Raw genomic sequence first — 13,761 nt, forward strand, 5'->3', positions numbered from 1 at the left:
AAAGATGTCCATATGCAAGCGTGTTAAAAGTATTAGCACCAGAAATAAAACGGCTCGCCAGCGTTGTAGCCGATAAACGACTGCATGCTGATGCGTTTTCCCGAATCGAACCCGCAAATGGCGTGGGGGCGGCGGGTATTGATGATCACGAGTTCGTTCTTTCGTGGCTGGATTCGCAGTGGCTTTTGTAAGCGGTGCTCGGGCAGTTGAGCGCCCTCGAAACGCTTCACCTCGTCATAGGCAAAAGCCTCGGTATCCCAGATGACCAACTCTCCCCCCGCAGGCGGCGTTTCAATATAAATATTGGCGCTGAATTGATGTTCCAGTTCAGCAATTGAGAGGGGCAGGCAATCAACATGGGGCACCTTTTCCGAGAGGTGCGCCGTCTCGGGAAACATGGCGCGGATAATCCCGCAAAACATCGGTTGGCCTTGAAACGCAGCGGCTACTGCGCCTTGCGGCCAGATGTCCTGGAGCTGTTCCATGAGCAGTTGGATGGGCGGCTTTTCTGGGGCACAGATGCTGTCGATCACGCTGCGCATATGGGCCGCGTCAGCATAATATTTGTGTTGCGCATCACTGCCTGCGGCCTTGCCGTAGGTGGAGTTGAACGGTGTTCCCCAGCGATGTACACCATAGAAGTGCTGTACGACGCGGCCATTCTCGTAGGTTTCATGACTGTATTGTTCCAGCGTGGCGGTTTCGTCGAGGGTGTGACTTAACTGTGCGCTGGTTTTCTCGCTCGCAAACTGGGGGACTCGAATAGCGAGTACGGCTCCGCTGATAAGTTTTTCCAAACTTGAAGTGTCGAGATAGTTAAGTTCTATGACTTTTGCTGATTTAGACAGGGTTGGGTTTAGCGCGGTATGGTCCATCATGTAGAGAAACTCCCTTTAAAATTTATCTGTGCGCACCTGTATTACGCAGGGCGTGCGCATTAAATTAGTTTTAAGGGCTCAGAGGGAGGATAGGATTTTTCTTCAACTGCCAGTTTTTACGGGCCAGTGACCCGCTCGTTAATGTGTTTTTATTTTTTCAGGGCGAAAAAAAGGCGGCTACCCATCAGGTAGCCGCCTTTGTTTTACCGCCGGTTCTACTTAATCCGGCAGTTTGAACGCCATCACATAGTCACCCTGCTTGGTGCCCAGCGAGCCGTGACCGCCGGCCATGACCAGCACGTACTGCTTGCCGTCCTTGCCGGTGTAGGTCATCGGTGTGGTTTGCGCGCCTGCAGGCAGGCGGCCTTCCCACAATTGCTTGCCGTTTTTCACGTCATAGGCACGCAGGTACTGGTCGAGGGTGCCGCTGAGGAAGGCCACGCCACCGGCAGTGGTGAACGTACCGCCCAGGCTAGGCACACCCATGGTCAGCGGGATTGGAACCGGCGAGCTGTCACGCACGGTGCCGTTCTTGTGCATCCAGATGGTTTGGTGGTTGGTCAAATCGACCGCGGCCACATAACCCCACGCCGGTGCCTGGCACGGCAGGCCCAGAGGCGACAGCAGTGCTTCGAGGATCACGCCGTACGGCGCGCCTTTGTTCGGCTGTACGCCTTCGGTTTCGCTGACGCGTGGGCCTTGCTTGGCAATGTCGGCGGCCGGGATCAGTTTCGATTTGAACGCCATGTAGCTCGGGTTCACGAAAGCAATCTGGCGAACCGGGTCGACGGAAATGCCGCCCCAGTCGAACACGCCGAAGTTACCTGGGTAAACGATCGAGCCTTGCAGCGATGGCGGGGTGAACGGACCGTCGTAGCGCATGGATTTGAAATCGATCCGGCACAGCATCTGGTCGAACGGGGTTACGCCCCACATGTCGCGTTCTTTCAACGGCGGCGGCATGAAGTTCAGGTCGGACTTCGGTTGAGTCGGCGAGGTGTGATCACCGGCCACTGCGCCTTGCGGTACAGGGATTTCGTTGATCGGCACCACCGGCTTGCCGTTGCTGCGATCCAGCACGTAGATGCTGCCTTGCTTGGTCGACGCCATGACGGCTGGCTTGACGCCGTCAGCGGTCTTGATGTCGATCAGCGAAGGCTGGCCGCCCACGTCCATGTCCCACAGGTCGTGATGGGTGAACTGGAAGGTCCACTTCACGTGGCCGCTGTCGATGTCCAGGGCGGTCAGGCCGGCGCTGTATTTTTCCGAATCTTCGGTACGGTCGCCGCCGTATTGGTCGGGCATTTGGTTGCCCATCGGCAGGTAGAGCATGCCGAGTTTTTCATCAACGCTGAACATGGACCACATGTTCGGCGAGTTGCGGGTGTAGGTTTTGCCTTCGGCCAACGGGGTGGTGTCGTCCGGGTTGCCGCTGTCCCAGTTCCACACCAGCTTGCCGGTGTGCACGTCGAACGCACGGATCACGCCGCTCGGCTCGTCGGTGGAGACGTTGTCGGTCACGTGACCGCCGATCACGACCAGGTTCTTGGTCACGGCCGGTGGCGAGGTGGAGTAGTAACCGCCGGGTGCGAAGCTGCCGATGTTGGCACGCAGGTCGACCTGGCCTTTGTCACCGAAGTCTTCGCACATTTTGCCGGTGTCGGCGTCCAGGGCGATCAGACGGGTGTCGGCAGTCGGTACGAAAATGCGTTTTGGGCATACAGCGCTAACCGGAGCAGCGCTGGCGCTGCCGGTAGGGCTTTGCTCGGAAGCGTACACAGCGTCATCGTGATACGACACGCCACGGCAGGTCATGTGTGCCCAACCCTTGAAGTTCGCGGCGCCTTCGCTGCTGATCTTCGGGTCGAAACGCCAGATTTCTTTGCCGGTGTCCGGGTCCAGGGCAATCACCTGGCTGTGCGGGGTGCACACGTAGAGCATGCCGTTGACTTTCAGCGGGGTGTTTTCCGCGGTGGTTTCACCGGGGTCGCCTGGGCCAGGAATGTCGCCGGTGCGATAGGTCCACGCCGGTACCAGCGTGTGGGCGTTTTGCGGAGTGATCTGCGCCAATGGTGAGTAGCGATCACCAAAGGCCGAGCGGCCATAGGAGTTCCAGTCGCCATCGGCCTGGGTCGGCGCAGCGCTGGCCATGCCAGGCACGGCGTCGCGGTCCAGTTGGCCGGTCTTGACCATTTCACCCGGGTTGGTGAATTGGCTGGCCAGGGCGGCAGCACCGGCGAGCACCACGGCGACGCTCAGGGCGCCAGTGCCCAGCGGCGCGGGTTGGCCACGCAGCAACGGACGGCGAAACCACGGCAGCAGCAGGACGATGCCCAAGGCAAACAGCAGCGCCAGGCGCGGCACCAACTGCCACCAATCCAGGCCGACTTCCCACAGTGCCCACACGGTACTGGCGAACAACACCAATGCGTACAAGCCCAGCGCAGCGCGGCGGGTAGCCAGCAGCAGGACGCCGGTGAGGGCGATACCGATACCGGCCAGCAGGTAGTACAGCGAACCGCCAAGCATGCTCAGCTTAACGCCGCCGGCCAGCAAGGCCAGCCCCATGATCAGCAGCAAGACGCCTAGCAGCCTGGGCAGCAGGCGGCTTGGACTTGAAGCACCATCAGTGCTCATAGTGTGTTTCTCCGTGACGTTGGAATTATGTAACCCCGTGCTTCACTGTAGATGACGATTCAGCGCGGGCTTGGTTCAGCGTTAATTCGGTTTTTCTGGGGATAAGAGGGTTATCCACAGGCGGGCGATTTATCCCCGGGTGCAGGCTGGTAAGAGACAGCGCTGTCTTCGAAGAGAGAAAATTTCAGCAAGATGGGGTCGACCGCGGAAGTGAAACGTTTCAGTTTGTTGCCGCAAGGATAAAGGGCTGGTGCACCAAGAGAAAGCACAAATCGCAAGATGCATCATTTCAGATTTGGTAACAGTGACAGAACGTCGCGCGACAGATCTTTCCTGCGCTCTGCGTGGGAATGCCGCTTGTGACGCTCTGCGTCACGGTTTACAGGGCGGACGCGGAGCGCCCAAGGCGGCATTCCCACGCGGAGCGTGGGAACGATCATTGGAGGCTGTTGTGGCGAGCGGGCTTGCCACAGTAAGCCCGCTCGTTACGACAGCCCCGCTGGCCACGACAAACTGCACTTGCCAGCGGAAGCCGCTTTCACAGGGGCTTAGAAGGTGGTGCGCAGACCCACTTGCACGCTTCTGCCCGGTGCCGGGGCGATGTCGCGCAGGATCGAGCTGGCATAGCGCACGGTCTGGTTGGTCAGGTTTTCGCCGTTGACGAATGCCAGCCACTGGCTGCCGCCGACATTGAAGCGATAACCCGCGCTCGCGCCCAAGGTGGTGTAGCCATCGGTGCCGCTTTCGTTAGCCGGCGCACGCCCTTGGCCCGCCGCGTGTTCCACGTCGATCCGCGCCTGCCAGCGGTCCAGTTCCCACAGCAAGCCGCTGTTCAAGCGCAGCGGTGCAATGCGTGGCAAGGCTTCGCCGGTATCGAGGTTGGTGGCACGGGTGTAATCGCCCGACAGCTCAAGGGCGAACTTGCCGTAGGCACCTTCGCCGAGTTTCCAGTGATCTTGGGCTTCGAAGCCTGCGAAACGTGCACGCACGCCGGAGTATGTGTACTCAGGGATGCCGCCTGCGTCTTGCTCACCTTCGTCGTTCAGCGTACGACCGGTGCCCAACAGACCGATGTAATTGGAGAAGCGGCTGTAGAACACGCCGAAGCTGCCCTTGTGGGTGCCATTGTCAAAGCGCAGCGCCAGGTCGCTGGACACGGCTTTTTCTTTCTTCAGGTTGGCGTCGCCCAGCTCGTAGGTGCCGGTGGCAACGTGGGCACCGTTGGCATACAGCTCGTAGAAGGTCGGTGCGCGCTCGGTGTAGCCCAGGGTCGCGGCCAGGGACCAGATCGGCGTGAGGGTGTAGACCGCGCCCGATGACAGGCTGCCGGCCGTGAAGTCATTGGACTTGTCGGCACCGGCGAACCGTTCGTTGCCCTTGGCGTTCGGGTCGACGTTGGTGTGTTCCAGGCGCCCACCGAGGCTGAGTTTCAGGCGTTCGGTGGCTTGCATTTCTTCGAGGATAAACAGCGCACCGGCGTTGGTGTCGGTCTGCGGTACGAAGGCTTCTTCGCCCAGGGCCGAGAACTCGTTACGGGTTACCTGTGCGCCGACCACGCCGTCAAACGGGCCGATCGGCTGGTGGCGCGCTTCAACGCGGGCCTCATAACCTTTGTTCTTGAAGACGGTGCCGGTTTCGCCGCCTTCGATTTCGCGGTGTTCGTAGTCGGTGTAGCCCGCGTCGAGTTTCACCGAGGTAAACGGGCCTTGCAGGTTGCGGATCTCGGACGCAAAGGCGTAGTGATCCTGCTTCATGCGGATGCGCACATCCTGCTCGGCGGGTGAGCCGTAGTTGGCGTCGTAGTTGCTGTAGGACAGCCCGGCGTAACCGTCGTCCCAGGTGTAGGAACCGCCGACTGCGCCGCCGTCCTGACGGCCGTCGCTGTTGCCCAGACGGCCGTTCTTGCCGGGGCCGTCGTCGGTTGGCGGGGCGTGGCGGCTACGCGCCTGGCCAGGGATTTTCAGGTCGTTGAATTCCCGCGCATTCGCGTCCAGGTGCAGGGCGAAGGTGCCGTTGCCGGCCTCCAGTTTGCCGGCGCTGCTGCGGGTGGTGTCGGCGCCGCCGTAGCGCAATTCACCGGCACCGTGGATGCCTTCGATGGCTTCGGTGGGGATGCGGTTATCGAAGGTGTTGACCACGCCGCCGATGGCGCTGCCGCCGTACAGCAGGGCGGCCGGGCCGCGCACGATCTCAATGCGCTCGACGTTGACCGGGTCCAACGGCACCGCGTGGTCGTAGGACAGCGACGACGCATCCAACGCGCCCACGCCGTTGCGCAGGATGCGAATGCGGTCGCCGTCCTGGCCACGAATGATCGGCCGGCTGGCGCCTGGGCCAAAGTACGAAGACGACACACCCGGCTGCTTGTTCAAGGTTTCGCCGAGGCTGCCTTTTTGTTGCAGGGTCAGGTCATCGCCTTCCAGCACCGTGGTGGGCGAGGCGAGTTGTTCGCTGCCCAGCGGGTTGCCGGTGATGACTTGGGGTTGCAGCTCAAGGGCGTGGGCTTCAGAGCAGATCAGCAGAGCGGCAGCGAGCGGGGTCAAGCGCCACAGGGAAGAGAGGGACATCGGTACATTCCTTGGCAAAACGGCAGAAAAGAGAAGGCTTAAAACGGTATCGGGCACGTTACTTTTGATAGGTATGGTTACAATATAACATCTCTTTTTGGTCGTGAAGCGGAACTTTCTGCTGATGATCATTCCCACGCTCCGCGTTACCCGTACGCCTGCCTTGATCCTTGCGCGAATGGCGGGACACAGAGCGTCCCAGGCGGCATTCCCACCCAGAGCGTGGGAATGATCATGCGACTACAGTTAATGCAGTGCTTCCACCGGTACGCCCCGTCGGCTAAGGTGCGCGGCTGTGTTTCCTCTTTTTGCAAAAGGCCCGGCATGACCGCGACAAGCAACGACCCGCTCCACGGTGTGACCCTGCAGCACGTCCTCACCACCCTGGTGGAACATTACGAATGGGCAGGCCTGGCCGAGCGCATTGATGTGCGCTGTTTCAAGAGCGACCCGAGCATCAAGTCGAGCCTCACGTTTCTGCGCAAAACCCCGTGGGCGCGGGAGAAAGTCGAAGGGCTGTACGTCAAGCTGATGCGCACCAAACGCCCGTTGGACTGAGCCAATGAAGCGCTTTATCGCGGCGTCGGCGCTGGCCGGTTGGGTGGGGTTGGCGATCCAGCAATACCTGATTCTGTATTCGCGCTGGGACGCAGGCGCCAGCCTGCTGGGCGGGCTGATCAGCTTCTTCAGTTTCTTCACTGTGCTGACCAACACCTTGGTGGTGGTGGTGTTGAGCTATGCGCTGGTCAGTCGGGATTCAGCGGCAAAACGATTTTTCCTGGCGCCCCCGGTCAGCAGCGCAATTGCCGCAAGCATCATCGTGGTGAGCCTGGCCTACAACCTGCTGCTGCGGCATTTGTGGAGCCCCCAAGGCTTTCAATTTATTGCCGACGAATTGCTCCATGACGTGATGCCGGTGCTGTTTGTCGTGTACTGGTGGCGGTGCGTGCCCAAGGGGTTTTTGCGCCTCAAGCACATCGGCGCCTGGGTGATTTACCCCGTGGTGTATTTCGCCTATGTGCTACTGCGTGGGCATTTGCTTGGGCAGTATCAGTACCCGTTCATTGACGTGGACACGCTCGGTTATCCACAAGTGTTTGTGAATGCCGGGGGGATTCTGGCGGGGTTTATCGTGATCGCATTGGCAGTGGTGGGGCTGGATAAAATCTTGAAGCCAACCCGACATTAAATGTGGGAGCAAGCTTGTGTGGGAGCGGGCATGCCTGCGATAGCATCAACTCGGTGTAACAGATAAACCGAGTTGTCGGCATCGCGGGCAAGCCCGGCTCCCACAGTTGATTTGAGTCCGGCTTTACTCTTCTTCGCTACCTTCCGCACGCCAGTAACCCACGGCCTTGAGGAACGCTTCATTGACCTGATGCGTGTCCAGCAGCACACGCCGCACTTGGCGCGACAGCTTGGTTTCCGTCGCCACGAAGCTGTACAGCGAACCGCTCGGCAGTGTCAGTGTGCGAACGGTCTCGAGCAGGTCGCCCTGGCCGCGTATCACCCAGATCACCTCCACATCCGCAGCACTTTTCAGCGATTGCTGTTCCGCCGCATTGGCGATTTCAATCACTGCCAGCACCTTACGGCCCGCCGGTAATTCTTCCAGGCGCCGCGCAATGGCGGGCAGGGCGGTTTCGTCGCCGATCAGCAGGTAGCTGTCAAAAATATCCGGCACGATCATCGAGCCGCGTGGCCCGCCGATGTACAGGTGCTGGCCGACCTGCACCTGCTCGGCCCAGGTTGAGGCAGGGCCATCGCCGTGCAGCACGAAGTCGATGTCCAACTCGCCAAGGCTCAGGTCGAAGCGCCGTGGCGTGTAGTCGCGCATGGCTGGTTGCGGGCCCTCGCCCTTAATGTTGAAGGTCGGGCTTTGCAGTGCGGCCTGTTCGGCGGCGTTCTGCGGGAACAGCAACTTGATGTGGTCGTCGCTGCCCAGGCTGATAAACCCTGCCAGTTCCGGCCCGCCCAAGGTGATGCGGCGCATGCGCGGGGTGATGTCGACCACCCGCAGCACGTGCAGGCGACGCCGTTTGATTTCGTGGGTAACGCGGTGGATAGCTTGCGTATTCATTGGTTTTTCCCGTCGGCAATAGCTTGAGCGGTGCCGTTGAGCAGCGCCGCGACACGAACGATTTCTTCCGGGCTCCATTGCCCGTGGTGCGAATGCAAGGCGTGGCGCAGGTTGTGCACCGCTTCGTGGATCTCGGGTGGGCGGTCCTGGCCCCGCAGCGCGCGCTTGCTCACGTCGATGCGCATGCGCACACCGTCCAGCGCAACGGCTTGCTCGCTTAAGAAGAGACGACCGGCGTCGGTGATTGTGTAACGTTTTTTTCCACCATCGGCGTCGCCCTGGATCAAATCGCTCTCTTCCAGAAAGGTCAGGGTCGGGTAGATCACGCCGGGGCTTGGGGTGTAGGCGCCGTCGAACAAGCTTTCGATCTGGCGGATCAAGTCATAGCCATGGCACGGCTGTTCGGCGATGAGGGCTGGCAGCAGCAGTTTCAAATCACCGGGTGCAAACACCCGGGGGCCGCGACCGCGGCCGGCGCGGGGGTCAAAACCGTCGCGCTGGTGAGGATGGTCTCGCATGGTAGGCGCCTCTATGTGTGTCTAGATATAACGTAAGATATATCTTACGAGCTACGCAAGGGCTCCTGACAGACGGTCTGCTGCTGCTCATGCATGCTCGTGCTTCGTTAGTTGCTTTGCCCAAGTAAATGTTATTGTTTTTTAGTTCATGTAATCCTGTTCTTACATACGGGTCTTACGCTAAAGAATTCTCATTAATCCTCATGTAGTTCAATTCTTACAGCTGGTTTTAAAGTTTTGGCACATTGCCATAATTTTCCTATGTGTCTTGATGTAACCCGGCTACGCCATTCAGCGAATTACCCGGCTTACATCCGCTGGTTTGAAATAGAAACTTGCCTCGCCTCGAACGGGTCCTGATTAGCAATACAAATAGTTGGAGAAACGCTTCATGCACCACAGCGTGATCCAAACGTTTGCTGAGTTGATATCAGGCACTACCACCGCTCGGCGCTTGCTGAATAAGTCCTACGCACCATTGCGGCAGGGTTTTTTATGACATTTATCAATGTGTGAGTACTTGCTAATGAAAACCAAAATGAAAACTGCGCTGTTGTCTATCGGGCTGCTGATGGGTTCGACTTCCGTTGCTCTTGCGGCCGATGGAACGGTTACGTTTTTGGGTTCGGTCCACTCCGGTGCTTGCTCTATCAAGCCTGACTCTGTTGACCAGACAGTTAACTTGGGTGCGATCGCCAAGCATCAACTGGAATCGGGCGGCAAGTCTGAAGCCCGACGCGTGCTGATCGAACTTGAAGGCTGCGACCTGACTGGCCTCACCGATAACACGGTGACGACCACCTTCACCGCTGCACCTTCCAGCGCTGTTCCGGGTGCGATTGGCACCGTGGGTGGCGCGGGCGGCGTGGGCATCATGATGAGCCATGGCGGTAAAGCCATTGAACTGGGCGTACCGACCACCCCGCAGGCCATTTCCACCGGTAATAACACGTTGGAATTCGGTGCCTATGTACAAGGCGCGGCAACCGGCGCAATCGTCCCAGGTGGTTTCAGCGCAGTCACCAACTTCACCTTGGCTTATCAGTAAGTTTTGCCCCCGCCACTTCGGTGGTGGGGGGCAACTTGGCGGGAGATAAAGGTGAACACATTCATAAGTCTCGCTATTGCCTCTTCCTTGATGTTGCTCCTCAGCCCTTGCGCTTTCGCCCAGGCGCCTGCGCAAGGCGAGGGTGTGGTCACGCTCGGAGGCGAGGTCGTTGACTCAGCCTGCGGGCTGGAATTGGCCAGTGTCGATCAAGCCATCGATATGACCCCTGAACCCATCGGCCGGCTGTTGCGCAACGCGAGGGGCGAGGTACATCCCTTCGAGCTGCGTTTGGTCAATTGCTCACTGAGTCGTCCCGACCCGTCGCGCCCCGGTGCAAGCCTGCCGGATTGGCAGCATATGCGCGTGACGTTTGACGCACCGACGGACCGAGCCGGGCAATCCTTTGCGCTGTTTGGCAACTCAGAGGGGGTGGCGCTGCATATTGCCGACGCTTTGGGCCAGGAGAGTGTGCCGGGCGTGCCAATGGCGTTGGTTCCATTGGTGGATGGCGACATGACGCTTAGCTACACGATGTGGTTGGTCGGCAACGGATCACCACTGACGGCCGGGCCTCACAGCGCCGCAGTGCGGTTCAAGTTGGAATACTTTTGAACATTGATGGACTGCTTTCATGTTGAATACGTCGAAAGTTAAAAATACGCTGCGCCCAAGCTTGTTTGGCGGGTTGATATCACTGGCGGGAACGGCATTGGGTGCCGGGGATATCGAGTTTAATACCGACGTTCTTGATCTGAGTGATCGCTCCAATATTGACTTGTCCCAGTTCGCGCGCAGTGGTTTTATTCTGCCGGGTACTTACTCGATGGTGGTGCAGATTAATTCACAGGCGCTCTCTGAGCAGTCGGTGGCGTTCTACCCTCCCGATAATGATCCCAAAGGCAGTCAGGCCTGTATATCGCCCGCGCTCGTGCAGCAGTTGGGGCTTAAAGAGTCCGACGCAGACAAACTGACGTGGTGGAAAGGCGGGGAGTGCCTGGACACAGAAGGCTTGCCGGGCATGGAGGTCAGTGGCGACCTGGCCACCTCCACACTGAGCATCAGCCTGCCCCAAGCCTACCTTGAATACAGCGACATTAATTGGGACCCGCCCTCGCGTTGGGATGAAGGCGTGCCGGGGCTGTTGGTTGACTACAACCTGACGGCGCTGACCAGCTACCGCAGGGACAACGGCAACCGTAATAATCTCTCAGGTAACGGCACAATTGGCGCCAATGCCGGGGCTTGGCGCCTGCGTGCCGATTGGCAGGGGCGTGTCGAAAAAACACGCGATGGCGGGTCCGGGCCGCAACGGCTGGAGTGGAGTCGCTACTACGCTTATCGCGCCATTCCAGCGCTCAAAGCGCGCTTGGTGGTGGGCGAGGATTACCTGTATTCGGACCTGTTCGACAGCTTCCGCTTTACCGGTGCCGCGCTCAATTCGGATGAAAGCCAGCTGCCACCTAACCTGCGCGGCTACGCCCCGGAAGTGGTCGGCGTGGCCAAGACCAATGCCAAGGTCGTTATCAGCCAACAGGGACGTGTGTTGTATGAAACCCTGGTGGCAGCAGGCCCTTTTCGCATTCAAGACCTCAATGACGCCGTCAGCGGCAGGCTGGATGTGCGGGTGGAAGAGCAGGATGGTTCGGTGCACACCTCTCAGGTCGATACGGCCGGTGTTCCCTACCTGACACGCCCGGGTCGCGTTCGCTACAAACTGGCGACGGGGCGGCCGTCCAATCTCCAGTACGGCGCCGAGGGCGACTTTTTCGGCACGGGTGAATTCTCCTGGGGCGTGAGTAATGGCTGGTCGCTGTTTGGCGGGGGCATCACCGATAACAACTATCGAGCGCTTTCCGTTGGGGTGGGTCGAGACTTGTTGGCGTTCGGGGCCATTTCGTTGGATGCCACACAGTCCCGCGCCGAGGTGTGGAACCAGACGCTGTCGGGTAAATCCTACCGCCTTCAATACTCCAAGAACTTTGAAGAGTACGACAGCCAAGTGACCTTCGCCGGTTACCGGTTCTCCGAAAAAAACTACTTGAGTATGAGTGAGTACCTGGACGCCCGGCATTACGGGATGAACGGTGAACGCCGTGGGGAGGGCGTGTACGACCAGTACGGTAACTACATCGAGAACTGGAGGCCGATTGGCGGCAGCAAGGCGCAGTATACGGTGACGGTCAACAAGCAGTTTCGTGACCTGGGCGCCACCGTCTACGCCAGTTACAACAAGCAGACGTATTGGGATCGGCCGGACACTCATCGCTGGAACCTGTCGGTGTCGCGCTACTTCAATCTGGGCACGGTCAAAAACATGAGCCTGTCCCTGAACACGTACCGCACCCGGGATTACAACTACAAGGACAACGGCGTGTCGCTGACGGTCAGCCTGCCGTTGGGGCCTACCGGCACACTGTCGCTGGATGCCAACCGAGGCGCAGGCACTAACCGTTTTTCAACGCGCTACAGCGATCGAATCGATGAGCGCAACAGCTACCAACTCACAGCCGCCAACAACTCCGCCAGTGGTTATCTGAGCCATGTTGGCGAACAGGCCGACGTCAATCTCAGCGTCAGCCAGCAAGAAGGCAATTACAGCAGCCTGAGTATGTCGGCTCGCGGCGGCGGCACGCTCACGGCTGACGGGGGCGCGTTGCATCGTTCCACCAGTACCGGCGGCACCCGCCTGATGGTCGATACCGCAGGTGTGGCCGATGTACCGGTGCGCGGTTACGGCACACCGACCCGCAGTAACGCCTTCGGCAAGGCCGTCATTGCCGATGTCAGCAGCTATCAACGCACGGCGGCCAGTGTTGATTTGGCGAGCCTGCCGAGCAACGTCGAAGCCACGCAATCCGTCACTCAACTGACCCTCACTGAAGGGGCTATTGGTTACCGCTCGCTGGAGGTGATTTCCGGTGCGAAGGCCATGGCGGTTCTGCGCCTGAGCGATGGCAGTTCACCACCCTTCGGCGCCACGGTGAAAAACCTGAAGCAGCAGGACACCGGGATTGTGAATGACGGCGGCAACGTCTACCTCAGCGGCATTCAGGCCGGCGATCAGATGGTTGTCAGTTGGGGCGGTGCCGAGCAATGCAGGCTCACGCTTCCGGTCATTTTGCCCGCTGATGGCTTGACCGACGCCTTGCAACTGCACTGCCAAAGAGTCGTTGCTGAGCCGTCCTTGCCCGAACCCACCTTGCCCCAACCAGCCGCGCTGACTGGCAACTCTATCGACACGGAGAACACATCCTCATGATGCTCAACACACGCCTTACCGCACAGGCTTTTGCGCTGCTGGTTCTAGGCTTGAGCCAGGGCGCTTACGCCGCCGTTGGCCTGGACCGCACCCGGGTGATTTTTGACGGTGGCAAAGACGCCACCAGCGTGAACATCACCAACAACAACACCCAGTTGCCGTATCTGGCTCAGGGCTGGATTGAGGATGAAGCGGGTAAAAAAATTACCTCACCCTTGATCGTGCTGCCACCGGTGCAACGCTTGGAGCCGGGCAAACAAAGCCAGGTGAAAGTGCAGGCGCTGCCGGCCGCCAAATCGCTACCGCAGGACCGAGAGACGGTCTTCTACTTCAACCTGAGGGAAATTCCGCCACGCAGCGATAAGGCCAATACCCTGCAGATTGCGCTGCAAACTCGCATCAAGTTGTTCTACCGCCCGCAAGCTATTACGCCCAGCCAGCAAGACTTGTCCAACCCGTGGCAAGAAAAGCTGACCCTCACCCTGCAAGGCGAGCGTTATCAGGTGAACAACCCGACGCCTTACTACGTGACCCTGGTGGATGCGCGCAGCACCAAGGACGGCAAGACCGTGGCCGGCTTTGAGCCGCTGATGATCCCGCCCAAAGGCTCGCTGCCCATGGGCCCAACGGCCAAGGCTCTCGGCGCCAAACCTTATCTGGCCTACGTGAATGACTACGGCGGACGCCCGTTGATGGCCTTCACCTGCACCGACAGTACGTGCACGGTGAACACGCAAGTATCCGCGCCTAATGAGTAGCGCCTGCTGCCGGAGA

11 protein-coding genes are annotated in these 13,761 nt (G+C 59.4%); 6 read left to right on the top strand and 5 right to left on the bottom strand.

Annotated features, from left to right (window positions below):
• Positions 1 to 32 precede the first annotated feature (32 nt).
• From KZH41_RS07015 to KZH41_RS07025, 3 genes are all read right to left on the bottom strand, one after another.
• Positions 33 to 878: a 2OG-Fe(II) oxygenase gene (locus KZH41_RS07015; protein WP_094952988.1), complete on the bottom strand. Its 846-nt coding sequence runs from the start codon at positions 876 to 878 to the stop codon at positions 33 to 35.
• A 219-nt stretch (positions 879 to 1,097) separates the two neighbouring features.
• Positions 1,098 to 3,515: a glucose/quinate/shikimate family membrane-bound PQQ-dependent dehydrogenase gene (locus KZH41_RS07020; protein ID WP_242154606.1), complete on the bottom strand. Its 2,418-nt coding sequence runs from the start codon at positions 3,513 to 3,515 to the stop codon at positions 1,098 to 1,100.
• A gap of 548 nt (positions 3,516 to 4,063) precedes the next feature.
• Positions 4,064 to 6,082 carry a TonB-dependent receptor gene (locus KZH41_RS07025; RefSeq protein WP_263274577.1) on the bottom strand — a complete coding sequence of 673 codons (2,019 nt, stop codon included), beginning with the start codon at positions 6,080 to 6,082 and terminating at the stop codon, positions 4,064 to 4,066.
• Between the two features lie 324 nt (positions 6,083 to 6,406).
• On the opposite strand from KZH41_RS07025, the gene KZH41_RS07030 reads away from it, so the two are divergent.
• Together KZH41_RS07030 and KZH41_RS07035 are read left to right on the top strand one after the other, a co-directional pair.
• Positions 6,407 to 6,640, top strand: coding sequence for a VF530 family DNA-binding protein (locus KZH41_RS07030; protein WP_048720273.1), 234 nt, complete (start codon positions 6,407 to 6,409; stop codon positions 6,638 to 6,640).
• Positions 6,641 to 6,644: 4 nt separating this feature from the next.
• Positions 6,645 to 7,271, top strand: coding sequence for a Pr6Pr family membrane protein (locus tag KZH41_RS07035; RefSeq protein WP_242154610.1), 627 nt, complete (start codon positions 6,645 to 6,647; stop codon positions 7,269 to 7,271).
• 123 nt (positions 7,272 to 7,394) lie between these two features.
• Here KZH41_RS07035 and KZH41_RS07040 read toward each other — a convergent pair whose 3' ends face one another.
• Positions 7,395 to 8,162, bottom strand: coding sequence for a siderophore-interacting protein (locus KZH41_RS07040; protein ID WP_094950945.1), 768 nt, complete (start codon positions 8,160 to 8,162; stop codon positions 7,395 to 7,397).
• Entirely contained in the window at positions 8,159 to 8,680 is a 522-nt protein-coding gene (locus KZH41_RS07045) for a PadR family transcriptional regulator (protein ID WP_094950944.1), read from the bottom strand. Before KZH41_RS07045 ends, KZH41_RS07040 begins: the two co-directional genes overlap by 4 nt.
• A 538-nt stretch (positions 8,681 to 9,218) precedes the next feature.
• Between KZH41_RS07045 and KZH41_RS07050 the strand changes: the two genes are divergently transcribed.
• The 4 genes from KZH41_RS07050 to KZH41_RS07065 are packed head-to-tail and all read left to right on the top strand — an operon-like array spanning position 9,219 to position 13,745.
• A complete protein-coding gene (locus KZH41_RS07050) occupies positions 9,219 to 9,728 on the top strand; it encodes a fimbrial protein (RefSeq protein ID WP_256589255.1) in 510 nt (169 codons plus the stop codon).
• Between the two features lie 51 nt (positions 9,729 to 9,779).
• Positions 9,780 to 10,340 carry a fimbrial protein gene (locus KZH41_RS07055; RefSeq protein WP_094950942.1) on the top strand — a complete coding sequence of 187 codons (561 nt, stop codon included), beginning with the start codon at positions 9,780 to 9,782 and terminating at the stop codon, positions 10,338 to 10,340.
• A gap of 19 nt (positions 10,341 to 10,359) precedes the next feature.
• On the top strand, positions 10,360 to 12,987 hold the full coding sequence (locus tag KZH41_RS07060) for an outer membrane usher protein (protein WP_263274578.1): 2,628 nt from the start codon (positions 10,360 to 10,362) through the stop codon (positions 12,985 to 12,987).
• Entirely contained in the window at positions 12,984 to 13,745 is a 762-nt protein-coding gene (locus KZH41_RS07065; protein ID WP_094950941.1) for a fimbria/pilus periplasmic chaperone, read from the top strand. The genes KZH41_RS07060 and KZH41_RS07065 overlap by 4 nt, the downstream gene beginning before the upstream one ends.
• The last annotated feature ends 16 nt before the right edge of the window (positions 13,746 to 13,761 follow it).

The organism is Pseudomonas sp. YeP6b (genome assembly GCF_025642995.1).
Classification (GTDB): Bacteria; Pseudomonadota; Gammaproteobacteria; order Pseudomonadales; family Pseudomonadaceae; genus Aquipseudomonas.

Coding starts and splice junctions, on each gene's coding strand:
- KZH41_RS07015 (WP_094952988.1), bottom strand. CDS start 878: ATGATGGACCATACCGCGCTAAACCCAACCCTGTCTAAATCAGCAAAA.
- KZH41_RS07020 (WP_242154606.1), bottom strand. CDS start 3,515: ATGAGCACTGATGGTGCTTCAAGTCCAAGCCGCCTGCTGCCCAGGCTG.
- KZH41_RS07025 (WP_263274577.1), bottom strand. CDS start 6,082: ATGTCCCTCTCTTCCCTGTGGCGCTTGACCCCGCTCGCTGCCGCTCTG.
- KZH41_RS07030 (WP_048720273.1), top strand. CDS start 6,407: ATGACCGCGACAAGCAACGACCCGCTCCACGGTGTGACCCTGCAGCAC.
- KZH41_RS07035 (WP_242154610.1), top strand. CDS start 6,645: ATGAAGCGCTTTATCGCGGCGTCGGCGCTGGCCGGTTGGGTGGGGTTG.
- KZH41_RS07040 (WP_094950945.1), bottom strand. CDS start 8,162: ATGAATACGCAAGCTATCCACCGCGTTACCCACGAAATCAAACGGCGT.
- KZH41_RS07045 (WP_094950944.1), bottom strand. CDS start 8,680: ATGCGAGACCATCCTCACCAGCGCGACGGTTTTGACCCCCGCGCCGGC.
- KZH41_RS07050 (WP_256589255.1), top strand. CDS start 9,219: ATGAAAACTGCGCTGTTGTCTATCGGGCTGCTGATGGGTTCGACTTCC.
- KZH41_RS07060 (WP_263274578.1), top strand. CDS start 10,360: ATGTTGAATACGTCGAAAGTTAAAAATACGCTGCGCCCAAGCTTGTTT.
- KZH41_RS07065 (WP_094950941.1), top strand. CDS start 12,984: ATGATGCTCAACACACGCCTTACCGCACAGGCTTTTGCGCTGCTGGTT.